This is a genomic window from Sphingomonas sp. LM7 (assembly GCF_002002925.1).
Taxonomy (GTDB): domain Bacteria; phylum Pseudomonadota; class Alphaproteobacteria; order Sphingomonadales; family Sphingomonadaceae; genus Sphingomonas.
This window is the reverse complement of sequence record NZ_CP019511.1, coordinates 1,146,862-1,171,026: the sequence shown is the minus strand read 5'-3', so window position 1 is coordinate 1,171,026 and position 24,165 is coordinate 1,146,862. Positions and strand designations below refer to the sequence as shown.

Here is a 24,165-nt window from a genome sequence, read left to right as displayed (position 1 = left end):
CGCGCGTCCCGCTTGCGCGTTAGCAGGTCGAAGCGGTTACGCCGGAAACCTTGTAGATCCCGTTCGGGTGCTGCGGATTGGGGTTGTTGGAGCCGTTGGCCAGCTTGGTATCGTCGCTGGTGTCGCGACGGTCGCGGACCATCATCGATGCGGTTTCGACCATGTCGGCGCTGGGTGCCAGCGACGTCTTGATGAGTGGCGTATATTTATAATACACCTCGGCAAACATCACAACGCCGTTCGGCGGCGGCACGGCCTTGTTTCCCGGCCCGATGCCGGTAAGATTGTCCGCGCCCGCCAGTCCATAGCTCGATGCATGCGCCGCCGAGCCCCAGCAACGCTGCCAGCGGATGAGATACTTGCCTGCATGCGCCGTGTCAGGCTCGAGCGACGAGATGATTACCCGGCCATTGGCCTGGAGATTGAGTTCGCTCGCCTGCATCCCGGCACCGGTCAGCAGATCGTTGATATCGGCTTCGGTAATCGTCTTGGACGCGATCGGAGCGCCGGAGCCGATCCGCGCCGCGTTGTCGGCGAGCTGCAAGGCGATCTGGCTGATGCGCATGCGCGTGGTGATATATTGCGTAAGCTCCGCACCAGTCAGCGCCATAGTCAGAAAGATCGGCAGGATGAACGCGAATTCGAGCATAGCGAGCCCGCTCTGGTCCTGACGCAGCCGCGCAAAGAAGGCCTTGGTCCCGATCATGTGCAATTCCTGGAGACGGCGCTGCCATAGGTGCCCTGGTCGGCATACGGCTGGTTGCGCAGCACCGTCGATGCGCTGACCTTTGTGAGGTTCGACCCGCCGACGAGATTGTAGAGCGGGAAGAAGCGGGGATAGGAAACCGTGACCGTATAGAGCGTGGCATCCTTTGCACCGCCCTGGCCGCCATTGCCTCCGTCAGAATCCCAGACATCGTTCAGATTGGCGTCCTGATAGGGTTCGCCATCGTCGCAGCGGCCATTGCCGTTGACGTCGGTCCAGATCTCTGCGCGCGCCGCGGCGGCGTCCTCGAAGGTTCGATAGGAACGCCGGACGATTTTGACGTTTGCGTTGTTGGCCAGCGCCGTGGCCTGGTCGGTGATCTTCTGGTCGAACTTCGCCTGCGCCGTCGCCGACGCGCCGCTCTCCAACGCGGAATCGCGCGCGGTCTTCTGCAGCGCGCCCTGCAGCGTAGCGCGCATGTAGAGCGTGTGGCCGATATCGAAGCCGCCGAGCAGGACCAGCCCCATGACCGGTGCGATGATCGCGAACTCGACGAGTGTCGAACCGCGCTGGTCGCGAAGCAGGCGCCGGCAGCGCTGCGGGAAAGCGAGCGCGCGCATCAGTTCGTCAGTCGCAATGCGGAGATCTGGTCGGCGATCGATTTGAAGGTCTTCTGCAGGTCCGCTTTGTTGTTCGCGCTGTAGTAGCGCCCGTCAGACGCGCAGGTGGTCATGCGAGTGACGGTGCGGGGATCCACATAGCCGAAGGTGATGACCCACAGGGTAACGTCCTTCTTCTTGATCTCCTTGCAGATCGCCTGGGTGCGCGCGTTGACCTGATCCGTGAGCGCGTGACCCTGCGTGCAGCGAATGTCATTGCTCGGAGCCTGATCGGCAGTGGTCTGCAGATGGTCGAACCAGCCGACGCCATAAGCAGTATAGTTCTGCGCGGCAGTGCAAGGATCGCCGTCGGTCATGAAGATCATGTGACGCTGGATTTCACCGCCCTTGGGCGTGGTGGCGTTCTCCGTCTTGAAGATGCCCGTCGGCGACATAAGGCGGGCGCCCCAGATCAGACCGATATCGTGATAGGTGTTCCCGCCCTTGCGCATCGAGTCGACGTACGTCTCGAAAATCGATGCATCCCGCCATTCCTGGAGCTTGCGCGATTCGGCCAGGCAAGAATAGCTGGAGCCATTGGTGTAGTTGGCAGTGGATTTTTGATCGCCCGCAACCCAAGTGCTGAACCCGCCATTGGGCGTATAGATCATGTCCTTCATGACCGGTCCCCACAGCGAGTCCGGGTCGCCCTGGCTGGGTTCGGTATCGATATCGAGATCCATCGCCTCGGCTGGAAGCTTCGTGGCGGTGAAGTCGATATCCTGAAGCGTCTTGCGCTCCGAGATGCACCCGTCCCAGCCGACCGTCTTCATGACGCCGTTGTTGCCGATCCGCAGCTGGACGGAGCTGTTCCACGCGTCCGCACCATTTTTCAGGCCAGCGATGTTTTGGGAGATCGCACCGTAATTCCAGGTGACCTGCGCCGTGTCCTTCCGCGTGTAATTGATCGTCTTGACGCCCGTCGTCTCGCGCTTGTCGTAAACGCAGGTCTTCGGGTTGCTGACATAGCTATCGTATCGATATTCGGTCTTGGTGACCTGAGTTTCCGTCTTGTAGGTCACCGTGCGGAAACCCGGAGACTCCGTGCTCGACAGCTGCGTTGTCGTTGATGACCCATCGGTCGTGGTGGTCGCAGGCACATTGCTCGAGCAATTGTTCGAGGTCGTGCTTCTGCTGAAGGCCTTGTCCTGCCAAGCGCCTGCGGCGTTCCACGCCGTGGCAGTGGTCGAGGTAGGCGTCCCCTGCGTCGGATAGGCTATCGAATCTATCTCACGCGATCGGAAGGTCCAGTTGTCGGCAAAATAGCTGGTGGGCAGCAGCTTCCCGACATTGACGTTGGTGTCGTAGAGAACAAAGCCGAAGCGGACCTGCGTCTCGGCGCCGACGCCGCCGCTGGGATTGCCCGTCGTGCAGTCCTCTGTCGTGTCGAGCCGCGCCACGATCTCGTAGAAGCACTTTACGGCGTCCTTGAGCGATTGCAGCTTGGTCTGGCTGTCGCCCGATGGCGTGTCGCCCATCGACCCGGTGTTATCGAGTACGAACATCACGTCGGTGTTCGGCAGGCGCATGTCCGCTTCGCAGGCGACGGCCAGCGTCTCGGACGTGCGGCCGAAAATGCGCATCAGCGTCATCGGCAGCGCTACCGAGACCTTGCCGGAAACCTTGCCGGCGTTTTCGAGGAATTCTATTGCGGGTTCCGTGCCGCCATAGGCGGTCTTGTCGAAGTTCCCGTCGAAATAGCGCTGGGCGATCTTCAGCGGATAATTGGCCTGAGAGGATCCATCGATGGTGCCGGTCTGGTTCCAGGTTCCCGCGCCCATCGCCTTGCGGCCGGCGAGCGCGCCGGCATCGCAGGCATGTTGCAGCCGCGTCTTGACGATGTACATGCGGCTGATGTCGATGCCTGCACCCACCATTCCGGCAAGCGGAACGATCGCCATCGCCATGATCGCGAGCGTGTTCGCCCGGGTGTCACGCGCGAACCGCGTAAGAAACGCCCTTGCCTCCGTCACGCCTTGCCGATTGCCCACCATGTTCGCGATCCCGGTCCCTGCTCAACGCGGCATAATGCTGCACGCACAGCTAACGTCCCTTAAATCCAGCTGGTTAACGTTACGCTTATGGATCCGGACATGACCGGAGAGGGCTCGATCGGAGAGGGACCTCCGAATCCCGAGCGGGCGCTGGCGCTGTCCTACGCGCCACCGGGCGGCCGCGGGGCGCTCGAGGCGTTGCTTGCGCTCGACGATGCGCTGGCGCTGCTGCTCCGGACGACGCGCGAGCCGGCGCTGGGGCAGCTGAGGCTTGCCTGGTGGCGGGAGGCGCTGGCCAAGCTCGACCAGGCGGCGGCGCCGGCCGAACCCGTGCTGGCGGCGCTTGAACGGGACGTGCTGACTCGCGACGTGGCCGGCGCTGCGCTCGTGCCGATCGTCCATGGCTGGGAAGTATTGATCGAGGAAGAGGCGCTGACGCGCGACGCGCTGCAGCGGTTCGCGGGGGGGCGGGGACAGGTCTTCGTCGTCGCAGGCGCCGCGATCGGTGCCGGCGCTCGCGATCCCCTTGCCGCGGCAGGGCAGGGCTGGGCGCTGGCGGACTTGGCGCGCAATCTTCGTGGGGCGGGGGAAGCCGAAATGGCGCGCGCTTTGGCACTGCCCCTGCTGGAGGAAGCTGCCGCGGCGCGGTGGAGCCGCAATGGCCGCGCGCTGGGTGCGATTGCGCATCTGGCGCGGCTGGACCTGCGCACGCCGCAGGGTGCCGAACCGCCCGTCGGCGCGCCGCATCGTGTCGGCCGGTTGCTGTGGCATCGCCTTACCGGACGGTAGGGGCTTGCCAGCCGGCGTAAGGCGCGTAGCCTGTCCGCTTCGGCAATCGGGGGAGTCCTTCGATGTGGCGTTATTTTGCAGGTGCGGGCGCGGCGCTGTTGCTGGCGTTTTCGGGTATATTCCTGTTTCGCGGTTCGGCAGCGTCCGAAGCGATGCTTCCCGCCGCTCCGGCTGCGCGATCAGCTGCGCTGGCGCCGGAGGAGGCCCTGGCTGCCGAGGCGCCGAGCGCCACTGCCAAGACGCGGGAGCAGAAGCGTTTCGATCGCTATGACAAGGACCGCAACGACGCGGTGACCCGCGACGAATATCTGCTGTTGCGCCGGAAAGCGTTCGCCAAGCTCGACGTCAATCGTGATGGGAAACTCGATTTCGAGGAATGGGCGGTGAAGACGACCGCCAAGTTCGCCGGGGCGGACGCGGATCGCACGGGAGCGCTCACCCGCGCCGAGTTCCTTACGACAGCACCCAAACCGCGGGCTGGGCCCAAGCCCAAATGCGCCTGCCCAAGCGCTCCTGCCAAGGAGGACGTCGAGGACTAGAATCGGCCTCGATTGGAAGCCCTGGCCGGTCGAGGCGAGGGCTATCGCGGCGGGGCGTGCATTTTACAAAACCAAAGGTCACACCAGGGTCACACTATCCCGCACATTCCAGCGGCGGCGTGATCTGGTGGAAAATCGCAGAAGTTCAGCCAACGCGATCTGCGTTCTGGCCGGGATCGACACTGTCAAAGAGCAAGGGGCGAGGGCCTCCGAGCGTCGACCCCAGCAGGCGAAATCCTACATTTCAAGCGGGTTGTCAGGCCGCAGCCAGACGCCCCTCAGCCGCAGAGAAACCGCCACCCCCGAGCGGCACGCGATCAATCCAATTGGGCACAGACCCTAGGCAGGCGCCCAGCTCCGGAATGCCTCGCGGGCACGCGACGTATACATCAGCTTGCGGTCGGCCTTTTTGGTGCGGCCCTCGATCGGCGGGAACAAGCCGAAATTTACGTTCATCGGCTGGTAGGTCTCGACTTCGGCCTCGCCGGTGATGTGGGCGAGCAGCGCGCCAAGCGCGGTCTCGCGCGGCGGGGCGGCGAGCGTCGTGCCGGTGAGTTCGGCGGCGGCGAAGCGGCCGGCGAGCAGGCCGATCGCGGCGCTCTCGATATAACCTTCGCAGCCGGTGATCTGGCCGGCGAAGCGGATGTTGGGGCGCGCCTTGAGCCGCAAGGTCGGATCGAGCAGCTCGGGGGACTTGATGAAGGTGTTGCGGTGGAGCCCGCCCAGACGGGCGAACTCGGCATTTTCGAGCCCGGGGATCGTGCGGAACAGCTCGACTTGCGCGCCGTACTTCAGCTTGGTCTGGAACCCGACCATGTTCCACAGCGTGCCGCTGGCATTGTCCTGGCGAAGCTGGACGACGGCGTAGGGCCAGCGGCCGGTGCGCGGATCATCGAGGCCGACGCCCTTCATCGGGCCATAGCGCAGCGTTTCGACGCCGCGCTCGGCCATCACTTCGATCGGCATGCAGCCTTCGAAATAGGGGACGTTCTCCCACTCGCGATATTCGGTCTTCTCGCCGGCGAGGAGGCCGGCGTGGAAGGCGAGATATTCGTCCTTCGACATCGGGCAGTTGATGTAATCCTTGCCCTCGCCCTTGTTCCAGCGCGACTGATACCAGGCGGTGGTGAAGTCGATGCTCTCGAAATGGACGATCGGGGCAATGGCGTCGAAAAAGGCCAGCGCCTCCTTGCCGGTAGCGGTGCCGATGCTCTCGGCGAGGCCGGGGGCGGTTAGGGGCCCGGTGGCGACGATGGTCAGGCCCTCGGCGGGCAGCTGATCGACGCGTTCGCGGACGATGGTGATGTTGGGATGGGCTTCGAGCGCGGCGGTGACGCCGGCGGAGAAGCCGTCGCGGTCAACGGCCAGCGCCGAGCCGGCGGGGACCTTGTGGATGTCGCCCTGGGTCAGGATCAGCGAGCCGAGGTCGCGCATCTCCTGATGGAGCAAGCCGACGGCGTTGCGCTCGGCATCGTCCGAGCGGAAGCTGTTCGAGCAGACGAGCTCGGCGAGGCTGTCGGTATGGTGGGCGGGCGTCTTCTCGCCCGTGCCGCGCATTTCGGAGAGCTTGACCTTGTGCCCGGCCTGAGCGAGCTGCCAGGCGGCTTCGGAGCCGGCGAGGCCGCCGCCGATGATGTGGATGTCGTGTGTCATTGCCGGTGCCGATAGCGGGATGCGCGGCGCATGACAAAGGCGACGACTGCGGTATGCTCGCGGCATGGACGCTCGCACCGCCCGCCCGCTGCTCCTGCTCGCGCTGATCGCGGGGTGGAGCTTCTATGCCACGCACTGGATCGCCGTGCCGCTGGCCGCGAGCGCGGCGTGGAAGGGCGCCGGGGTCGGGCTGCTCGCGGCGTGGGCGGCGATGCAGGCGCGGACCGCCGACGGATGGCTGATCGCCGGGGCGCTGGGGCTGTACGCGCTGGGCGACGTGCTGATCGAGACGCATGGACTCACCATTGGGGCAGTCGCCTTCCTGGCCGGGCATCTCGTCGCCGCGGCATTGTACCTGCGCAACCGGAGCGGGTCGCTATGGCAGGCCGTGGTGATTGCGCTCACGGTGACCGCAATCTCCTGGGCATTGCCCGCAGACCGCAGCGCGGCGCCGGGGATCGCGCTGTACGCCGCGGGGCTGGGGGCGATGTTCGGGACCGCGGCGACCAGCCGGTTTCCGCTTAGCGTGGCGATGGGCGCGGCGTTGTTCGTCTTCTCGGATCTCCTCATCTTCGGGCAGCTCGGGCCATTGGCGACCTCCGCGCTGCCGGGGTCGCTGATCTGGCCGACCTATTTCGCCGGCCAGGCGTTGATCGCCTGGGGCGTGGTGCGGAGTATTACACATGAAGATCTACACGATCGGATATGAGGCGACGACGATGGCCGAGTTCCTCGCGGCGCTGCACAAGGCGGGCGTCGAGCGGCTGATCGACGTGCGGGCGCTGCCGCTGTCGCGCCGGCCGGGCTTTTCCAAGAATATCCTCGCGGCGAGCCTGAAGGACGCGGGCATCGAATATGTCCACCTGAAGAATCTCGGCACGCCCAAGCCGGGGCGCGACGCAGCCAAGAAAGGCGATGTCGCGACGCTGGAGGCAGTGTACGAAACCCAGCTCGGGCTTCCTGAAGCGCAAGCAGAGGCAGCCAGGATGCGCGCGCTCGCGGCGGAGAAGCCCAGCGCCCTGCTGTGCTACGAGCGCAATCCCGAACATTGCCACCGCACCCTGCTGCTCGATGCCGAGGGCGAGGGCGCCGAAGTGATCGACCTGTTCCCCTGAACTCCAAAGGAGAGACGCCATCATGATCGACCATGTCGGTTTCGCGATTTCGGACATCGCCCGGTCCGACGCCTTCTACGCCGCCGCGCTGGCGCCGCTGGGCATCGCCGAGATCATGCGCGTCACGCCCGAGCAGACCGACAGCGGCGGCACTGCGATCGGCTATGGCGCCGACGACCATCCGTTCTTCTGGATCGGCGACAAGGAGCGGGTGGGGCAGGGCACGCATGTCGCGTTCACCGCACAGAGCCGCGCGCAGGTCGACGCGTTCCACGCCGCGGCGCTGGCGGCGGGCGGGACCGACCATGGCGCCCCGGGCATCCGCCCGCATTATCATCCGAATTATTATGCCGCGTTCGTGCTCGACCCCGACGGGAGCAATATCGAGGCGGTGTGCCACCGGCCCGAATAGCGCGAAAAGCCGGGGCGGCCGGAGCCGCCCCGTAGTTCGAGGAGCCGGCGCCAAAAGGAGGGGGCCCTGCGCCGGCGTCGTTGCCTGTGGCAGCGCGATATTACAGCGATGTGTCGGTTTGTGACGGCAGGGCCGAAAGACGTGGCAGCCTGTAGGATTTGCGCCGCGCAGTTTTACGGTTTTCACGGTGGACCAGCAACGTTGTTGCGTATCGGCGCAACTTCATTGCTTTCGCCCCGGGCGCGCAGAAGGGCTTCGGTGACGCTCACGCCATGGCGCGCTTCGAAGCGGCCCGATGCGCCGTCCATCGCGCGCAGCGCGGCGAAGAGCAGCCTGTTGTCGTAGCGCTCGCGCCAGCCGACCTGCCGCCCGCCCCGGAACATCGCTTCGCGGACCGGGCCGAAGCCGCGGGTGCGGATTTCGTCGATCGCCACGCACTGCGCCTCGTCGAGCGCGTGGCCCCATGCGCGGGAAAAGCCGCTGTCCGGCCCGGCGCGCTTGCGCAGCTGATAGGCGGCGGCAGCCGTCATCCCCACCGACCGCGCCGCCGCGGCGACCACGCCGATGCGCCGCAGGCACTCGATAAACGCAATCTGCCGCTCCGCCGACCACCCGCCGGCGCGCGCAGGCATGGGGTGGGGGGTGAAGAGGAGGAGGTTGTCGGGCTCCTCTTGTGCGGGAGACTGGAGTGATTCTGCAGATTCGAACATATGAAGAACATTGCATATGCGGCATCTTGTAGGAAAGTGATTTCTACAGCGTCGCGCCGGAGCGCATGGCATCCAAGAACAACGTGAAGGCTGGTGAAGGCTGACGGCGGCTGGGATAATAGAGGTGATAGCCGTCGAATGGCTCGCACCAGTCGTCAAGCAGCCGGACTAACACGCCCTCGGCCATCAACCTGGCGACGCGATCCTCGATGAGATGCGCGATCCCGTGACCGCCAAGCGCTGCAGCCACGATCAGATCGACATTATTGAGTACGAGCTGTCCATCGACTTTCACGCGTAACTCGCGACCGTCCTTCTCGAACTCCCACGAATAGACTCCGCCGTTCATCATTCGAAGGTTGATGCAGCTGTGTCCGGCCAGGTCGTGGGGCGTTTCCGGCGTACTCTTCTGCGCGAGATATACCGGTGCGCACACCGTCGCCATTCTGAGCCTCGGCCCGATCCGCACGGCGATCATATCCTGCTCAAGCCGCTCCCCCAGGCGCACTCCGGCATCGAAGCGTTCCGCCACGATATCCGTGAGTTTGGACTCGATATTGAGCTCGATGCGGATGTCGGGATGTTCGGCAGTGAGCCGGTCGATCACAGGCCATAACAAGGTACGTGCGGCGTGCTCCGATGCTGTGATGCGGATCGTGCCTGCCGGTCGTTCGCGAAGCTCGGTCAACGACGCGATCCTCTCATCGATCTCTTCGATCGCTGGTCCGAGCGTCTCGAGGAGTCGCTCTCCAGCCTCGGTAGGCGCGACGCTTCGCGTGGTGCGAGTCAGGAGACGCAGACCCAGCTTGGCTTCCAGCCGTCGCATCGAATGGCTGAGGGCTGATTGCGAGATGCCAAGCTTGGCGGCTGCGCGCGTGAAGCTACGTTCCTCCGCTACAGCGAGGAACATCGCCAGATTGCCAAGCTCTTCCCGTTGCATCGCCGCGCTGACCTCGACCGCTAACTTATGACCTGGAGTCATAGACCCAAGTGATTTGCCATGTCTAATCGAAGCAGTGGTTTGGCTATATCATCGCCGCGAACGGAGAATGGCGCTTGGGAGTTCTCCGGCGCGTCCGAATGAAAGGCCAGTTGATGATCAACGATCGGCAGATTCACATGGGTCGGCGCGGCATTCTCACTGGTGCGGGGGCGCTCGCCGCCTCGCCATTGCTGGCCGCGACGCCTTCAGGCGATGCGAACGGGGTGGGACGTTCGCGCGCCGTCTTTGCCAACGGGCGGCGACGGCTCGGCTCGCTGGAAGTATCCAGCGTGGGGCTGGGCGTCCAGAATCACAGTCGCAAATACACGACCGAGACACCGTATCGGCCAGAGATGGTCAATCTCCTCCGAACTGCATTCGACCATGGCGTGACGTTCTTCGACTGCGCCGAGGCCTATGGTCCCCACGAATGCGAGCGCATCCTCGGCGAGGCCATCCAGCCGTTTCGGGACAAGGTGGTGATCACCTCGAAATTCGGCTGGAACATCGATCTGGAGACTGGCGCGCGGCGTCCAGGCCTCAACAGTCGTCCGGATCACATCAAGCTGGTCGTCGACGGGATGTTGCGACGCCTGCGCACCGATCATATCGACCTGCTGTACCAACACCGCGTAGATCCCGACGTGCCGATCGAGGAGGTGGCAGGTGCGGTCCGGGACCTGATGCGACAAGGCAAGGTCCGGCATTGGGGACTCTCGGAAATGGGGCTCAACACGCTTCGCCGCGCGCATGCGATCGTGCCGGTCACTGCCGTCCAGAGCGAATATTCGATGCTATGGCGCGGCCCTGAGGAGGAAGTTCTTTCCGTGTGCGAAGAGCTGGGCATCGGTTTCGTGCCGTGGAGCCCGCTCGGCGTGCAGCTCCTCACCGGCTGGATCGATGCGAACACGCGGTTTGCAGCGGGCGACATCCGCGCGGTGGAAGGGCGCTTCGCCCCCGAGAACCTTTCGCATAACCTGCAACTCGTGAAACTCGTGAAGCTTTGGGCGGAGCGCAAGCAGGCGGCGCCTGCGCAGATCGCGCTGGCGTGGCTGCTGGCGCAGAAACCGTGGATCGTTCCTATCCCCGGGACGACCAATGCGGCACATTTGCTCCAGAATATCGGCGCGTCGTCGATCCGCTTCACGCCCGACGAGCTGAAGGAACTCGATATGGCGGTGCGTGCAATCGAGATACGCGGGCAGCGGCTGCCCGATGCGGTGCTCGTCCATTCCGGCCGCGAAGCGCCGCCGGCGGTGCGGCAGTGAGCCCGCTTGCCGCGGTGACGGTGGCGACGGCGTTGATCGCCGCTCCCGCGATCGCGCAAGAGCAGCCCGCGCGCGTCGCGCCGGAGGATATGCGCTGGGTGACACCTGCGCTCGCGGGCTACACCGACGAGGTGCTTTTCGGCGAGGTGTGGCGCCGGCGCGACCTGAGCCCGCGCGATCGAAGTCTCGTCACGGTTTCCGCACTGATCGCCGGCGGGCACGTTGCGCAGCTGCCGGGGCATCTCAACCGCGCGCTCGACAATGGCGTAAAGCCAATTGAGATCGGCGCGCTGATAACTCATCTGGCCTTTTACGCGGGCTGGCCGGACGCCGTCTCGGCGCTCGGCGTGGCTCGGCAGGTGCTGGAGTCTCGCGGAATTACCGCCGCCGAGATGCAAGGACCGACGGCTTTGGAGACCAAGGACGATATCTTGCGCATCGTACGAAGGGGCTCGGGACCGGTAACTCGCGGCCCGGCTGACAACTTCACCGGCACGGTGCAGGTTTCCGCACGCTTTGGCCCGGCGGAAGGATCGGGGATTTCCGGGGCAACGGTGCGGTTTGCCCCGGGGGCAAGGACCGCCTGGCACCGCCATGCATCGGGCCAGACGCTGATCGTCACCGAAGGATGCGGCTGGACGCAGCACGAAAATGGCCCCGCCGAGCGGATCTGCGCGGGCGATGTGGCAACGATCGCGCCGGGTCAGAAGCACTGGCACGGTGCCACGGCCAACTCTGCCATGACGCATGTCGCTCTTTCCGAAGGGTCGGGTGTGGCGTGGCTCGAGCATGTTTCGGACGCTGAATATGCGCTGGCCCGCGCTGAGCCCTGAAAGCTGGAGAGCCTGATGAAGAGCCTGATCGCCTTGGCCTGCGCGGTATCGGTGGCTGCCCCCGGCGCGACCCAGACCGCCACTCCGCCGCTGGATCGCTACGGCACACCGATCGCCATCAGCGAAGCACTGGCGCTGATCCGTGGCGGCATGGAGAAAAGCGCTGCCAGAGGACACAAAATGGCGTTCGCCGTGGTCGAGCCGTCCGGCGAACTCGTCGCTTTCGCGCGAATGGACGACGTTCCCTACGGATCGGTTCGGCTCGCCCAGCAAAAGGCCCGGACTTCGGCGCGGCTAAGGATCACGACGGCGGTGATGGAAGAGCGGGTATTGGGCGGCCGATCGGTGCTGCTGTCTTCCGACGAAGTGATCGCGATCGGTGGCGGGGTGCCGATCGTCGTCCAAGGGCGCGTGGTTGGCGCTTTGGGCGTTTCAGGCGGCACGTCTGCCGAGGACGCGTCGATCGCGGCGGCGACGGTCACGGCCCGTTAGGGCGATCGGTTGAAGAGGCGCGGGCAAAGCCCGCGCTGACGTCGGACGGGTTCGGCGGATGCGCCGACGACCCGCTGCCGGGCGTTCGGCGAGTCATCTTTTAGCTCGCGCTAAAATATGCCGCCTCCGCCTTAAGCCGCCTTCCGTCGCTCGGCCATCTCCGCATTGAGCATCTCCGCCAGCAGGAACGCCAGCTCCAGACTCTGCCCCGCGTTCAGCCGCGGGTCGCAATGCGTGTGGTAGCGATCCGCCAGCGATTGCTCGGTGACGTCGATCGCGCCGCCGGTGCATTCGGTGACGTTCTGGCCGGTCATCTCGGCGTGGATGCCGCCGGCGAAAGTGCCCTCGGCGCGGTGGACGGCGAAGAAGCCGCGGACTTCGGCGAGGATGCGCTCGAAGGGGCGGGTCTTGTACCCGTTGGCGGCCTTGACGACGTTGCCGTGCATCGGGTCGCAGCTCCACACCACCGGATGCCCCTCGCGCTTGACCGCGCGGACCAGAGCGGGGAGGCCCTTCTCGATCTTGTCGTGCCCGTAGCGGGTGATCAGCGTCATGCGGCCGGGAACGCGGCCGGGGTTGAGCGTGTCGAGCAGGCGCAGCAGCGCGTCGGGCTCGAGGCTGGGGCCGCACTTCATCCCGATCGGATTGCCGATGCCGCGCAGGAACTCGACATGCGCGCTGTTCTCGAAGCGAGTGCGGTCGCCGATCCACAGGAAGTGCGCGCTGGTATCGTACCAGTCGCCGGTGAGGCTGTCCTGCCGGGTGAGCGCCTGCTCATAGGGGAGGAGCAGCGCCTCGTGGCTGGTGTAGAATTGGGTGCCCTTCAATTGGGGGACGGTGTCGGGGTTGATGCCGCACGCCTCCATGAAATCGAGCGACTCGCCGATGCGGTCGGCGACGTCGGCGAACTTCTTCGACCACGGGCTGCGGCCCATGAAGTCGAGCGTCCATTTGTGCACCTGGTGGAGATTGGCATAGCCGCCGGTGGCGAAGGCGCGCAGCAGGTTGAGCGTCGCGGCGGACTGGCTGTAGCCCTGCACCATGCGCTGTGGATCGGGGATGCGGCTCTCGGGGGTGAAGGCGATGTCGTTGACGTTGTCGCCGCGGTAGCTGGGGAGCTCGACGCCGTTGATCACTTCGGTATCGGCGCTGCGCGGCTTGGCGAACTGGCCGGCCATGCGGCCGAGCTTCACCGTGGGGAGCTTCGACGCGAAGGTGAGGACGACCGCCATCTGGAGGATGACGCGGAAGGTGTCGCGGATGTTGTTGGGGTGGAACTCGGCGAAGCTCTCGGCGCAGTCGCCGCCCTGGAGCAGGAATGCCTCGCCGCGCGAGACCTTGGCGAGCTCGGTGGTGAGCTCGCGCGCCTCGCCGGCGAAGACCAGCGGGGGGTAGGATGCGATCTGGGTGGTCGCGGCGTCGAGCGCTTGCCTGTCGGGGTAATTGGGGAGCTGGCGGGCCTCGGCCTTGGTCCAGCTGTCCGGGGTCCAGCCCATGGGTTGCTCCAGGTTGCGGATGGGGACGTACCAGTCCTGATGATGCGCGATGCCGTTGGCGGCGATCTGGTTGAGCACGGCCGCGGAGGCGCGCTTGCCGTCTTCCTCCCAGCCCTGCACGGTCGAGCCCGGCGTGTCGAACCAGGCGCCGAAAGCGGCGCGGGAAAGGGCGCGTTCCTCACGGAACCGGCGAATCTTGGAGCCTGCGAGCGTGGTCATGGCGAAGGCCTTACCCCCGTGGGGTAAAGGCTGGCAAGGGAATAAATTACCCGGCGCGGGTAAATGTTTCCGGACGGAGCGAACCGCGTTGCTTCGCGTTGGTGCAGCAACAAGGAGATCGCCCATGGACGCGTTGCCCATCGATCTGGACGAGGACCTCGACAACGAGTTCGTGTTCGACGCGGACAGCGAGGATGCCGACGACCATGAATATGTCCCAGATCCGCGGTCGCTATGGGGATCGGAGGCGGCGCGGGCGATGCTGGTGGTGCTGACCCGGCGGCTGGGGCCCGAATTTGCCCGCGAGGTAAGCGACGAGATGGCGGCGCGGACCTTCTCGTATCAGGCGGGCTGCCCCGACGACCGCAGCGACGGCAAGACGATGGAAGCGCTGCTCAACGACGCGTTCTGGGACAAGCTGCTGGCGATGCCGAAGCCCGGTCAGTAGCCGGCTGCGAGGTCGACTTCGTTCTGGAGCGGGCGGCCCTCCAGGAAGGCGTGGAGGTTCTCGACGAACAGGTTGGCGGCGCGGACGAACATGCGGGTCTGGCTGCGGCCCGACAGGTGCATCGAATGGAGGATGTTGGGCGCGGTCCACAGCGGATGCTCGGGCGGGAGTGGCTCGGGAGTCACTGTGTCGAGGAAGGCGCCGGCGATGCGGCGCTTGGTGGTCGCCTCGAGGAGGGCGTCCTGGTCGATCAGCTCGCCGCGGCCGACGTTGATGAGCCAGGCGGAGGGCTTCATCGCGCGGAGTTCTGTCTCGCCGATCATCGCACGGCTGGTGTCGGTGGCGGGGGCGGAAAGGAAGATCCAGTCGAATTCGGAGAGGCGGTCGCGCCAGGCGTCGGGACCGATCGTGCCGGGCGCGCCGGTGCGGGTGACGCCGGTGACGGTGACGCCGAAGCCGGCGAGGCGCTCGCCGATCAGCCGGCCGATCGTGCCGTAGCCGATCACCAGCGCGCTGGTTTCGAACAGCTCGAGCTTGCCCGGCGCGTCGAACGGCCATTCACAGGTGTCGGCGATGCGGACGACCTGGTCGTAGCGCTTGGCGGCGACGAGCGCGCCCATCACCGCATATTCGGCTACGGTGTGGGCATTGACGCCGCTACCATTGGTGACGCGCGTGCCACGGGCGCGAAGCTGTTCGGTGTCGAGCCGGTCGAGCCCGGCATAGATGGTCGACAGCCATTTGAGCCGCTTGCCGGCTGCCACCGCACGGGCCCATTCGGGCGGGCGATTGATGTCGACCCAGCCGATGTCCGCGTCGGCGACCATCGCTTCGGCTTCCTCGGCCGAGGCGAACCAATGGACGTCCAGTCCCGCGGGCAGATGCGGCTCGACCAGCGGACGCGCGAGGGCGGGGAGGACGGCCTTCATCAGGCGAAGCGGCGGGCGTAGCGGTGTTCGAACTCGGCGTCGGACATGACGAGATAGCGCACCGTGTCGATCAGCGCCCACAGGCCGGTGATGACCAGCCCGACCACGGTGATCGAAATCACGATCATCAGCACCCCGGTGCCGTTGCGGCCGAGATAGAAGCGGTGGATGCCGAGCGTGCCGAGGAAGAAGGCGAGCAACGCGGCGACATATTTGTTGCGATCGTTGGCGGGCGGCTGGCGATGGGCGACCGAGGCGGTATCCGAATCGGGCAGCCGGAAGATCCGCATCGCGCGGTTTCCCTCGGTCGCGAAATCGATGCGCACGCCGACCGCAGGGCCACGCTCGTCGCTCCAGTCGCCCGGGCGGAAGCAGTAACGCTGGCCGTCCTCGCCCGAAATCTGGCCCTCGCCGCTGGTGCGATCGACGCCCAGTACCTGTCCGCGCATTCTTGCCCTCCCGTGTTGCCGGGCGTTCTGGCGGATGCGGGGGGCGGGAGGCAAGGGGGCGTTGCATGGATCGACCGCAATTCGTCACCCCGGCACAAGGCCGGGGTGACGGCTTGGGATTGGAGCGCGCGTAGGTCCTAGAGGCTGGGCTTCCAGTCCCAGCCCAGGGGGTCACCGTCCATGACCTCGACGCCGGCGGCGGCGAGTTCGTCGCGGATCGTGTCGGAGCGCTGGAAGTCCTTCACCACGCGCGCCTGCTGGCGCTCGACGAGGCGGTCGCTGATTTCTTCCGGGGTGAGGGTGGCGCTCGCCGGGCGGACGCGAAGTTCCTCGCGGGTGAGAGTGAGGAGGTTCAGCCCGAGGACCTTGTCGAATTCGGCGAGCGCGGCGGCCTTGTCTTCCGGGGAAAGGCGCTTGTCGGCGAGAAGCTCGTCGAGGATCGGCAGCGCACGGGACGTATTGAGATCGTCGGAGACGGCTTCGTCGAGACGATCGAGCCAGGGGCGAACGGCCTCCGCGTCCTGTGCAGCTTCGCTGGTTCCCGCCCCCGAGGCGAGTTCGGGGAGGATTTTGCGGACGGTCATCACCAGCCGCTTCAGCCGGGTGAGTGCCGCGGCGAGGTTCTCTGCGCTGAACTCCAATTCGCTGCGATAATGCGCCTGGAGGCAGAGCAGGCGATAGGCGAGGGGGTGCACGCCCGCGTCGATCAGCGACTGGAGCGTGGTGAAGCCGCCCTTCGACTTGCTCATCTTGCCCTGGCGATCGACCAGGAAATTGTTGTGCATCCAGAAATGCGCGCCGGTGTCGTTGCAGCCGCAATACGCCTGGTTCTGGGCGATCTCGTTGGGGTGATGGATCTCGCGGTGATCGATCCCGCCGGTGTGGATGTCGAACGGCGCGCCGAGATATTTGAGGCTCATCACCGAGCATTCGAGATGCCAGCCGGGCGCGCCTTTGCCCCAGGGCGAGTCCCACTCCATCTGGCGCCGCTCGCCCGGGGGCGATTTGCGCCAGATCGCGAAATCCTGCGCGTGGCGCTTGCCGGCGACCGGATCGATCCGGCCTTCGCGAACATCGTCCTGCGTGCCGGCGAGGCGGCCGTAATCGGCGACCGTGCTGGTGTCGAAATAGAGGCCGCTGTCGAGTTCGTAGCAATGCTCGGGGGCGATCTGCTTGGCGAAATCGATCATCGCCTCGATATGATCGGTGGCGACCGACCAGCGGCTGGGCTGGCGGATGTTGAGGTCGGCGATGTTCTGCTTGAACGCCGCGGTGTAATGCGCGGCGACGTCCCAGATGCTCTTCGCCTGGGCCCTGGCGGCGGCCTCCATCTTGTCGTCGCCGGCATCGGCGTCGCTGGTCAGATGGCCGACATCGGTGATGTTGATGACATGGGTGAGCGCATAGCCCTTCCACGTCAGGACCCGGCTCAGCGTGTCGGTGAAGACATAGGCGCGCAGGTTTCCGAGATGCGCGTAATTATAGACCGTCGGGCCGCACGAATAGACGCGCACGCCCTTTTCAGGGTCGAGCGGGGCGAACGGCTCGAGGCTGCGGGTGAGCGAATTGTAGAGCGTGAGTGTGGCGGACATGCGGATCGCAATACCATCTGCTCCCCTCCCTGCAAGCTAGGGGCCGGGGGACGCTTCGCACGCAAAGCAAAGACGCATCGAGCCTCGCCTTTGCTGACCCACCCCTAACCCCGCCCTGACAGGGACGGGAATAAAGGGGGGAACGCCCTTGATCGCTGTGGGTTGAGCAACGCGAAGCATCCGCGGGATGCGAAGACTGAAAACACTGATTTATATCAATTGGATAGCGAGCGCGCTCGCTTCCGGAGAGGAGATGTCATGTCCGGCAAAGATCTGTCCAGAGGCGGTGCGGGGACTGAAGGTCCATCGCTCGAAAACGACGAGAACGAAGCGCTGCAGAACGAAAGCCGCCAGGCGGTGAAGAACCAGGGCGAGGCGACGCCCGAGGATTATCCCGAACGCCACGAACAGAATTGAGGAGCTCGGCATGAGCGATGTACGCGACGATGCGCCGTCCTATGTTTCGAAGGACAGCGACCTGCAGAAGAGCGAAGCCGCCGGCGGCGAGGGCACCGTATGGGGCCACACCGTTTCGATCATGCGACCGCGCGAGGAGCTGTATGCCTATTGGCGCGACTTCGCGAACCTCGCGACCTTCATGCACAATATCGAGCAGATCACCGTGCTCGATCGCACGCGCTCGCACTGGAAGGTGAAGGGCCCGAACGGCGATTATGAATGGGACTCGGTGGTCACCGAGGACGTGCCGGGCACGCTGATCGCGTGGGAAGCCGAAGGCGACATCAAGAATAGCGGCCGCATCGAGTTTCGCGACGGCCCGCCGGGCCACGGCACCTATGTGCGCGCGGTGCTGGCCTATGATCCGCCCGCCGGCGTGGTCGGCAAGCTGATCGCGACATTCACGCAGAAGGAGCCGCAGATCCAGTCGATGCGCGACCTGCGGCGCTTCAAGCAATTGATGGAAACCGGCGAGATCGCCACGACGACGCCGCCGAACCGCGAAGCCTATTCGTGATGCTCCGTCCGGCTTCCGTTCGTCCCGAGCCCGTCGAAGGGCAGGGGCGCGACCGATAGCCGGCTTCGACAAGCTCAGCCCGAACGGAACGTTGGCCGTTCCCGGCAAAGAAGGAATTTCGAATGCGCGCACTCACCTGGCACGGCAAGCATGACGTGCGGATGGACACCGTCCCCGATCCCGAACTGCTCAATCCACGCGACGCGATCATCAAGATCACCTCGACGGCGATCTGCGGATCGGATCTCCACCTCTACGATTCCTATATCCCGACGCTCGAAAAGGGCGACATCCTCGGCCATGAATTCATGGGCGAAGTCGTCGATGTCGGGCCGAAATCGACGCTGAGGAAGGGCCAGCGCGTAGTGGTGCCCTTCACCATCTCGTGCGGCAGCTGCTTCCATTGCTCGAAGGCGCAATTCTCGGCGTGCGACAACGGCAATCCGGCCGACAATCAGGATCTGGGCCAGACGATGTACGGCGAGCCGATGTCGGCGCTGTTCGGCTATACCCATCTGACCGGCGGCTATCCCGGCGGGCAGGCCGAATATGTCCGCGTGCCCTTTTCCGATGTCGGCCCGATCGTGATCCCCGACGGGCTTGAGGACGACAAGGTACTGTTCCTGTCGGACATCCTGCCGACCGGCTGGATGGCGGCGGAGAATGCCGACATCGAACCTGGCGACACGGTAGCGGTGTGGGGCTGCGGCCCGGTCGGGCTGTTCGCGGTGCAATCGGCGTTCAAGCTCGGTGCGCACCGGGTGATCGCGATCGATCATTTCCCGCACCGGCTATCGCTCGCCGCGGGGTTCGGCGCCGAGACGATCAACTTCGAGCAGACCGACACCTATCATGCGCTGATGGAGATGACCGGCGGGATCGGCCCCGACGCCGTGATCGACGCAGTCGGGCTCGAGGCACACGGCTTCTTCGCCGATAATGTGATCGACCAGATCAAGGCGTCGACCTTTCTCGGCACCGATCGGCCGCATGCGCTGCGCCAGGCGATCCTCGCCTGCCGCAAGGGCGGGCGCGTCTCGGTCCCCGGCGTCTATGGCGGCTTCCTCGACAAATTCCCGTTCGGCGCACTGATGGAGAAGGGACTGCAGGTGAAGACCGGGCAGACCCATGTGCAGAAATACCTGCCCAAGCTGCTCGAGATGATCGGCAATGGCGAGCTGGATACGACGTTCCTGATCTCGCACCGGCTGCCGCTCGAACAGGCGCCCGACGGCTACAAGATGTTCCATGACGAACAGGACAGCTGCACCAAGGTGGTGCTCAAGCCCGGCCTCGAACTGGCCTGAGGAGACAGAAAATGGCGAACAAACTGGCAGTGATCACCGGGGCCTCGACCGGCATCGGCAAGGAAATCGCGAAGATCGCCGTGCGCGAGGGCTATGACCTGATCGTCGTCGCCGACGAGGCGCAGATCGATGCGGCGGCGGGCGAGCTCAAGGGCAATGGCGCCAATGTGACGTCGGTGCAGGCCGATCTTTCGAGCTTCGAGGGCAACGACCAGTTGCTCGCGGCAGTGGGCGGACGGCCGATCGACGTGCTCGTCGCCAATGCCGGGCTCGGGCTGGGCGAGGGGTTCCTGGTGCAGGACGTCGCCGACTGGCGCCGGGTGATCGACACCAATGTCGTCGGCACCACCTATCTGCTCCAGAAGGTGCTCCGCCAGATGGTGGAGCGCGATTCGGGCAATGTGCTGATCACCGGATCGATCGCCGGGCTGATCCCGGGCGCGTGGCAGGCGGTGTATAACGGCACCAAGGCGTATCTCGACAGCCTGGCCTATGCGCTGCGCGAGGAGATCAAGGACACCAACGTCAATGTGACGGTGCTGATGCCCGGGCCGACCGAGACCGAGTTCTTCCGCCGCGCGGGGATGCTCGACACGCCAGTGGGCGAATCGGACAAGGCCGATCCGGCCAAGGTCGCGCAGGACGGCTGGGATGCGATGACGGGTCGGAAGCCGCATGTCGTCTCGGGCTTCGTCAACAAGCTGCAGGCGGCGCTGAGCCACATCACGCCCGACACGATCAATGCCAAAATGCACACCGGCATGGCCAAGCCCAATGACGAAGGCGAGAGCCGCGGCGGGCTCTGACCAGGCTTCCTCTCCCCGTAAGCGGGGAGAGGACCTTTCCGGGGTTTATTCGCCGGCGATCGCGGAGCGGACCATCGCGTTCCAGATCTCGGCGGGATCGCTGCCGGCAGCGCGGCCGGCCTCGACCATCTCGGCAGTCGGTTCGCGCAGCGTGCGGAGTACCGCGGTCGCGCGGCCGATCTCGGCTTCCCAGACGGCATCGACTGCGCCGCCCACGCTGGGGTCCTGTCCGTCGCCATTGATGCTGAGCGCCTCCGCCGCGATCACGCGGGCGATTCGCTCGATCGGTGAAGTGACGGAAATATCGGTCATGCACAGGCTCCTGTCGCGGGTCTCGCAACATGCAACGCCTCCCGCACACCCGCGTTCCTGTCAGGCGGCGAGCGCCGGGGCGGTGCGCGGGCGCAGCACGCCATTGCCCGAACTCCCGCCCGCGACGAGCGGCAGCGCGGTGCCGCAGAACGCGCATTCGGCGGTCATCCGGCCGATCATCCAGTGCGATCGCCCACATCCGGGACAGTGATTGGTTTCCTGCGGGCGATAGGCGATGCGATAGCCGCTGTGCGCCTGGCGGAGGCCGAAATCATACATGCGTCGTCTCCCTTTATCCCGGTGAAAACCGACAAATATCCTCGCTTGTTCCGCCCCCGGCTCGAAACGGCGGCGACGAGGCGTGCTTTTCCGCGGTCGAGTGACGCGAAAACCACAGCGGATGAACGGCGGCTAACGGACGCATTCAGGCTCGCACCATCTGCGGCGTGGCAAAAGAGTCGGCATGTGGAGGCATCGGCCCCCGAAGGAGGATGAAATGATCAAGTCTTTGTTCACTGCCGCGCTCGCCGCGACCGTCACCATCGGCGGCATGGCCGCCACCCCCGCCGCCGCGCAGGATTATGGCCGCGGCTATTATGAGCGCGATTACCGCGACGGCCGCGGCTATCGCGACGACCGCCGCGAGTATCGCCGCAACTATCGCGGCAACCGCTATCGCGACAATTACCGTCGCTGCAGCAGCGGCACCACCGGCACGATCCTCGGCGCAGTCGCCGGCGGCTTGCTGGGTGGCGAGATTGGCCGCGGCAATTCGTATCGCGGCCGCAGCACCACCGGCACGATCATCGGCGCAGGTGCAGGCGCATTGCTCGGCCGCGAAGTCGATGGCGGCAACTGCCGCGGTCGCCGCTAAGCCAATATCCCACGACAGGAAGGGCGTCCGCTGCGAAGCGGGCGCCTTTTTTGCGTATCTATTGGAAAACGCTGGAGGCCCGACCGGGAATCGAACCCGGGTGCGAGGATTTGCAGTCCTCTACGTCACCACTCCGCCATCGGGCCTCGGAAGCGAGGCGGCGAGATGCGCGAGGGGTGGGCCCATGTCAACATAGTTTCAAAATGAGCGCAGCCTCGCTTGGCGGCGACGCCGCAGCGCGATAGAAGCGCAGCGATAGCAACAAGTGTATTGCGCAACTAATACGGTTGTGCGAGAAAGCCGGAGTTATGATGACCCTTTCGGTCGATCCCACGCCCGTCGAAGCAAACCGCTTCGAGGCGATGCGTCATGCGATGGTCGCGAGCCAGCTGCGTACCAACGCGGTGAGTGACTCGCGCGTCGTCGAAGCGATGGCCCGCGTGCCGCGCGAAACCTTCCTGCCGCCCGAACAGCATGCGCTCGCCTATCGCGACACGCTGCTTCCGCTGGTCGGCGGGCGCCACCATAATTCGCCGCTCGCCACCGGGCGGCTGCTGACCGAGGCGCAGGTGCGCGCCGACGATCACGTCCTGCTGGTCGGATCCGCGGGCGGCTATGCCGCGGCGGTGCTCGCGCGGCTCGCCAGGTCGGTGGTCGCGCTGGAGGAAGAGGAGTCGCTGGTCGCGATCGCGCGCGGCGCGCTTGCCGGCGAGCCCAAGGTAGAGATCGTCCAGGGGCCGCTGAATGCCGGCTGGGCGGCAGGCGGACCCTATGACCTGCTCATCATCGACGGCGCAGTGGAAGAACTGCCCGAGGCGCTGATCGCGCAAGTGAAGCCCGGCGGGCGCGTCCTCAGCGGCGTGGTCGACCGGGGTGTAACCCGGCTCGCGGCCGGGCGGCGTACCGAAGGGGGCTTCGGCCTCATGGACTTTATCGACATCGAATGCACCGAACTGCCAGGTTTCCGACGCCTACGGACCTTCACCTTCTGACCAGAAGAAGAGATTGATGCGACTGACTTCCCTGCTCCTGGGCGTGAGCCTGACCGCGCTCGCCGTGCCTGCTGCCGCGCAGACCACGACGACGCGTACCGGCACGTCGACTCCAGTGACGGTCCAGACCGCTCCCCAAACGGCGCCTTCGGCGCTGGCTCCGGCCGCGCAGCCGACGACGAACCTGCGCGAGGCCCTGGTCCAGGCGTACAAGACCAATCCCGACCTTGCCGGGGAGCGCGCCAACCAGCGCGCCAATGACGAGAATGTCCCGATCGCGCGGTCGCAGGGGCGGCCGGGCGTGAGTTCGACCGGATCGCTCAGCAACAGCCTGTACGATACCGACGCGACCTTCGGGCCGAGCCGGAACGGACGGCTGGGACTAGACCTGTCGGTGCCGGTGTTCAACGGCGGCGCGGTGCGCAATTCGGTGCGCGCGGCCGAGACGCGAGTCGAGGCGGGGCAGGCCAATCTGCGCGGCGCTGAATCGGATATCTTCACCCAGGCGGTCACTGTCTATGTCGACGTGCTTCGCGACGAGGCAATCGTCCGGCTCAACCAGCAGAATAGCCGCGTGCTCGAGGTCAACCTCCAGGCGACGCGCGACCGGTTCGAAGTCGGCGATCTGACCCGCACCGACGTCGCCCAGTCCGAGGCGCGACTCGCGCTGGCGCAGAGCCAGCTGCGCACGGCCGAGGCACGGCTGATCGGCAGCCGTGAGAATTATATCCGCGTGATCGGCGTACCCCCCGGCGTGCTCGCCGCACCGCCGGCACTGCCCAATCTGCCCGACGATGTGGTCGTTGCGGAGCAGACGGCGCTCGCAAATAATCCGTTCCTCGAAGCCGCCAAGCTGGCGCGGGACGCTTCGCGCTACGACGTCAGCGTCGCGCGCGCCGGTCGCCTGCCGCAGGTCAGCGTCGGCGTGGGTGGCGATTACTATAACTATCTCGGCTCGGTCGGCAGCCAGGCGGCAACCTCGGGGCTCCAGGGCGACGGCTTCGCGACCACGGTCGGCGCGCAGGTGACGCTGCCGATCTTCCAGGGCGGCCGCCCCGCGGCGCAGGTCCGCCAGGCACAGGCACGCCAGGCAGCGGCGATCGAAGGCGTGACACTCACCGAGCGCGGCGTGATCGCGCAGGCGCGATCGACCTTCGCATCGTACCAGGGCGCGCTGCGCGTGATCGAATCGAATCGCGTCGCAGTCGAGGCCAACCGGTTGAGCCTGGAGGGCGTCCGTGCCGAGAACAGCGTCGGTACGCGCACGATCCTCGACATCCTCAATGCCGAGCAGGAATTGCTCAATTCGCAGGTCAATTACGTGACGGCCGAGCGCGACGCCTATGTTGCGGGCTTCACGATGCTGGCGTCGATGGGGCGTGCGGAGGCCAAGGATCTCGGGCTCGACGGCGGGCCGCTCTACGATCCGGCCGCCAATTACGAGCGCGTCCGCGGCCGCTGGGGCGACTGGAGCGACGACCCCACGCCGACGGGCACCAGCACGCCGACTCTCGGTACGCCGGCGCAGGGCGCGACGGTGACCGCGGCGCCGCTGGATCCTTTGTTGCAGCGATCGGTTGACACCACGCCCAGAAATCCCTGAATTAACCACG

Annotated in this window: 28 protein-coding genes, 1 tRNA gene and 1 pseudogene; 16 read left to right on the top strand and 14 right to left on the bottom strand. The window is 65.6% G+C overall.

From position 1 onward, the window contains the following. Positions 1 to 19: 19 nt before the first annotated feature. Genes BXU08_RS05445 through BXU08_RS05435 form a run of 3 tightly spaced genes read right to left on the bottom strand, consistent with a single transcriptional unit; the run spans position 20 to position 3,359 of the window. Positions 20 to 706, bottom strand: a complete 687-nt coding sequence (locus BXU08_RS05445; protein WP_150125422.1) for a TadE/TadG family type IV pilus assembly protein — start codon at positions 704 to 706, stop codon at positions 20 to 22. Beyond that, positions 703 to 1,326: a TadE/TadG family type IV pilus assembly protein gene (locus tag BXU08_RS05440; RefSeq protein WP_077509160.1), complete on the bottom strand. Its 624-nt coding sequence runs from the start codon at positions 1,324 to 1,326 to the stop codon at positions 703 to 705. The genes BXU08_RS05445 and BXU08_RS05440 overlap by 4 nt, the downstream gene beginning before the upstream one ends. Then, entirely contained in the window at positions 1,326 to 3,359 is a 2,034-nt protein-coding gene (locus BXU08_RS05435) for a pilus assembly protein (RefSeq protein ID WP_077509159.1), read from the bottom strand. Before BXU08_RS05435 ends, BXU08_RS05440 begins: the two co-directional genes overlap by 1 nt. Positions 3,360 to 3,458: 99 nt before the next feature. Here BXU08_RS05435 and BXU08_RS05430 point away from each other — a divergent pair, with 99 nt between their 5' ends. Together BXU08_RS05430 and BXU08_RS05425 are read left to right on the top strand one after the other, a co-directional pair. Next, positions 3,459 to 4,148: a hypothetical protein gene (locus BXU08_RS05430; protein WP_077512037.1), complete on the top strand. Its 690-nt coding sequence runs from the start codon at positions 3,459 to 3,461 to the stop codon at positions 4,146 to 4,148. Between the two features lie 62 nt (positions 4,149 to 4,210). After that, positions 4,211 to 4,687, top strand: a complete 477-nt coding sequence (locus BXU08_RS05425) for an EF-hand domain-containing protein (protein ID WP_077509158.1) — start codon at positions 4,211 to 4,213, stop codon at positions 4,685 to 4,687. 339 nt (positions 4,688 to 5,026) lie between these two features. Here BXU08_RS05425 and trmFO read toward each other — a convergent pair whose 3' ends face one another. After that, positions 5,027 to 6,340 (bottom strand): methylenetetrahydrofolate--tRNA-(uracil(54)-C(5))-methyltransferase (FADH(2)-oxidizing) TrmFO, encoded by a 1,314-nt coding sequence (trmFO, locus tag BXU08_RS05420; RefSeq protein ID WP_077509157.1) that lies wholly within the window; start codon positions 6,338 to 6,340, stop codon positions 5,027 to 5,029. A 64-nt stretch (positions 6,341 to 6,404) separates the two neighbouring features. Here trmFO and BXU08_RS05415 point away from each other — a divergent pair, with 64 nt between their 5' ends. Genes BXU08_RS05415 through BXU08_RS05405 form a run of 3 tightly spaced genes read left to right on the top strand, consistent with a single transcriptional unit; the run spans position 6,405 to position 7,867 of the window. Then, positions 6,405 to 7,049: a lysoplasmalogenase family protein gene (locus BXU08_RS05415; protein ID WP_077509156.1), complete on the top strand. Its 645-nt coding sequence runs from the start codon at positions 6,405 to 6,407 to the stop codon at positions 7,047 to 7,049. Beyond that, entirely contained in the window at positions 7,024 to 7,455 is a 432-nt protein-coding gene (locus tag BXU08_RS05410; protein WP_077509155.1) for a DUF488 family protein, read from the top strand. Before BXU08_RS05415 ends, BXU08_RS05410 begins: the two co-directional genes overlap by 26 nt. A gap of 22 nt (positions 7,456 to 7,477) precedes the next feature. Then, the gene (locus BXU08_RS05405; RefSeq protein ID WP_077509154.1) at positions 7,478 to 7,867 is read left to right on the top strand and encodes a VOC family protein; all 390 of its coding nucleotides are present in this window, start codon (positions 7,478 to 7,480) and stop codon (positions 7,865 to 7,867) included. Positions 7,868 to 8,049: 182 nt separating this feature from the next. Here BXU08_RS05405 and BXU08_RS05400 read toward each other — a convergent pair whose 3' ends face one another. Together BXU08_RS05400 and BXU08_RS05395 are read right to left on the bottom strand one after the other, a co-directional pair. Next, complete coding sequence (locus tag BXU08_RS05400; protein ID WP_077509153.1) at positions 8,050 to 8,577, bottom strand: hypothetical protein; 528 nt, start codon at positions 8,575 to 8,577, stop codon at positions 8,050 to 8,052. 43 nt (positions 8,578 to 8,620) lie between these two features. Beyond that, positions 8,621 to 9,517: a LysR family transcriptional regulator gene (locus BXU08_RS05395; protein ID WP_077512035.1), complete on the bottom strand. Its 897-nt coding sequence runs from the start codon at positions 9,515 to 9,517 to the stop codon at positions 8,621 to 8,623. Positions 9,518 to 9,783: 266 nt separating this feature from the next. Here BXU08_RS05395 and BXU08_RS05390 point away from each other — a divergent pair, with 266 nt between their 5' ends. Genes BXU08_RS05390 through BXU08_RS05380 form a run of 3 tightly spaced genes read left to right on the top strand, consistent with a single transcriptional unit; the run spans position 9,784 to position 12,152 of the window. Next, positions 9,784 to 10,827: an aldo/keto reductase gene (locus tag BXU08_RS05390; RefSeq protein WP_376787776.1), complete on the top strand. Its 1,044-nt coding sequence runs from the start codon at positions 9,784 to 9,786 to the stop codon at positions 10,825 to 10,827. Further along, positions 10,824 to 11,660 (top strand): carboxymuconolactone decarboxylase family protein, encoded by an 837-nt coding sequence (locus tag BXU08_RS20505; RefSeq protein WP_150125421.1) that lies wholly within the window; start codon positions 10,824 to 10,826, stop codon positions 11,658 to 11,660. Before BXU08_RS05390 ends, BXU08_RS20505 begins: the two co-directional genes overlap by 4 nt. Before the next feature lie 15 nt (positions 11,661 to 11,675). Next, positions 11,676 to 12,152, top strand: coding sequence for a heme-binding protein (locus tag BXU08_RS05380; protein ID WP_077509152.1), 477 nt, complete (start codon positions 11,676 to 11,678; stop codon positions 12,150 to 12,152). Between the two features lie 131 nt (positions 12,153 to 12,283). Here BXU08_RS05380 and BXU08_RS05375 read toward each other — a convergent pair whose 3' ends face one another. After that, positions 12,284 to 13,867 (bottom strand): class II 3-deoxy-7-phosphoheptulonate synthase, encoded by a 1,584-nt coding sequence (locus BXU08_RS05375; RefSeq protein ID WP_077509151.1) that lies wholly within the window; start codon positions 13,865 to 13,867, stop codon positions 12,284 to 12,286. A 124-nt stretch (positions 13,868 to 13,991) separates the two neighbouring features. Here BXU08_RS05375 and BXU08_RS05370 point away from each other — a divergent pair, with 124 nt between their 5' ends. Beyond that, a complete protein-coding gene (locus tag BXU08_RS05370) occupies positions 13,992 to 14,315 on the top strand; it encodes a hypothetical protein (protein ID WP_077509150.1) in 324 nt (107 codons plus the stop codon). On the opposite strand, the gene BXU08_RS05365 is transcribed toward BXU08_RS05370, so the two are convergent. The 3 genes from BXU08_RS05365 to cysS form a co-directional block, all read right to left on the bottom strand. After that, positions 14,309 to 15,244, bottom strand: a complete 936-nt coding sequence (locus BXU08_RS05365) for an NAD(P)-dependent oxidoreductase (RefSeq protein WP_077509149.1) — start codon at positions 15,242 to 15,244, stop codon at positions 14,309 to 14,311. The two genes, BXU08_RS05370 and BXU08_RS05365, sit on opposite strands and share 7 nt — an antisense overlap. Continuing rightward, positions 15,244 to 15,693: a TM2 domain-containing protein gene (locus tag BXU08_RS05360; protein WP_077509148.1), complete on the bottom strand. Its 450-nt coding sequence runs from the start codon at positions 15,691 to 15,693 to the stop codon at positions 15,244 to 15,246. The genes BXU08_RS05365 and BXU08_RS05360 overlap by 1 nt, the downstream gene beginning before the upstream one ends. Positions 15,694 to 15,830: 137 nt before the next feature. Further along, a complete protein-coding gene (gene cysS / locus BXU08_RS05355) occupies positions 15,831 to 17,285 on the bottom strand; it encodes a cysteine--tRNA ligase (protein WP_077509147.1) in 1,455 nt (484 codons plus the stop codon). A gap of 258 nt (positions 17,286 to 17,543) precedes the next feature. Between cysS and BXU08_RS19780 the strand changes: the two genes are divergently transcribed. The 3 genes and pseudogenes from BXU08_RS19780 to BXU08_RS05345 form a co-directional block, all read left to right on the top strand. Continuing rightward, positions 17,544 to 17,702, top strand: a complete 159-nt coding sequence (locus BXU08_RS19780; RefSeq protein WP_171982430.1) for a hypothetical protein — start codon at positions 17,544 to 17,546, stop codon at positions 17,700 to 17,702. A gap of 10 nt (positions 17,703 to 17,712) precedes the next feature. Next, a complete protein-coding gene (locus BXU08_RS05350; protein ID WP_077509146.1) occupies positions 17,713 to 18,261 on the top strand; it encodes an SRPBCC family protein in 549 nt (182 codons plus the stop codon). Between the two features lie 122 nt (positions 18,262 to 18,383). After that, positions 18,384 to 19,166, top strand: a pseudogene (locus tag BXU08_RS05345) (alcohol dehydrogenase catalytic domain-containing protein); the annotation flags it as partial. A 146-nt stretch (positions 19,167 to 19,312) separates the two neighbouring features. Here the strand turns inward: BXU08_RS05345 and BXU08_RS20500 are convergent. After that, complete coding sequence (locus BXU08_RS20500; protein WP_366926582.1) at positions 19,313 to 19,411, bottom strand: hypothetical protein; 99 nt, start codon at positions 19,409 to 19,411, stop codon at positions 19,313 to 19,315. A 168-nt stretch (positions 19,412 to 19,579) separates the two neighbouring features. On the opposite strand from BXU08_RS20500, the gene BXU08_RS05340 reads away from it, so the two are divergent. Then, entirely contained in the window at positions 19,580 to 20,374 is a 795-nt protein-coding gene (locus BXU08_RS05340; protein WP_077509144.1) for an SDR family oxidoreductase, read from the top strand. A gap of 45 nt (positions 20,375 to 20,419) precedes the next feature. On the opposite strand, the gene BXU08_RS05335 is transcribed toward BXU08_RS05340, so the two are convergent. Together BXU08_RS05335 and BXU08_RS05330 are read right to left on the bottom strand one after the other, a co-directional pair. After that, positions 20,420 to 20,686, bottom strand: coding sequence for a hypothetical protein (locus BXU08_RS05335; protein ID WP_077509143.1), 267 nt, complete (start codon positions 20,684 to 20,686; stop codon positions 20,420 to 20,422). A 60-nt stretch (positions 20,687 to 20,746) separates the two neighbouring features. Further along, complete coding sequence (locus tag BXU08_RS05330) at positions 20,747 to 20,965, bottom strand: hypothetical protein (RefSeq protein ID WP_077509142.1); 219 nt, start codon at positions 20,963 to 20,965, stop codon at positions 20,747 to 20,749. A gap of 217 nt (positions 20,966 to 21,182) precedes the next feature. On the opposite strand from BXU08_RS05330, the gene BXU08_RS05325 reads away from it, so the two are divergent. Further along, positions 21,183 to 21,560 carry a glycine zipper 2TM domain-containing protein gene (locus BXU08_RS05325; RefSeq protein ID WP_077509141.1) on the top strand — a complete coding sequence of 126 codons (378 nt, stop codon included), beginning with the start codon at positions 21,183 to 21,185 and terminating at the stop codon, positions 21,558 to 21,560. Positions 21,561 to 21,632: 72 nt separating this feature from the next. Here the strand turns inward: BXU08_RS05325 and BXU08_RS05320 are convergent. Beyond that, positions 21,633 to 21,706 (bottom strand) — tRNA-Cys (locus BXU08_RS05320). A gap of 162 nt (positions 21,707 to 21,868) precedes the next feature. Here BXU08_RS05320 and BXU08_RS05315 point away from each other — a divergent pair. Together BXU08_RS05315 and BXU08_RS05310 are read left to right on the top strand one after the other, a co-directional pair. Beyond that, complete coding sequence (locus tag BXU08_RS05315) at positions 21,869 to 22,552, top strand: protein-L-isoaspartate O-methyltransferase (RefSeq protein ID WP_150125420.1); 684 nt, start codon at positions 21,869 to 21,871, stop codon at positions 22,550 to 22,552. Between the two features lie 16 nt (positions 22,553 to 22,568). Continuing rightward, positions 22,569 to 24,155: a TolC family outer membrane protein gene (locus BXU08_RS05310; protein WP_077509140.1), complete on the top strand. Its 1,587-nt coding sequence runs from the start codon at positions 22,569 to 22,571 to the stop codon at positions 24,153 to 24,155. Positions 24,156 to 24,165: the final 10 nt, after the last annotated feature.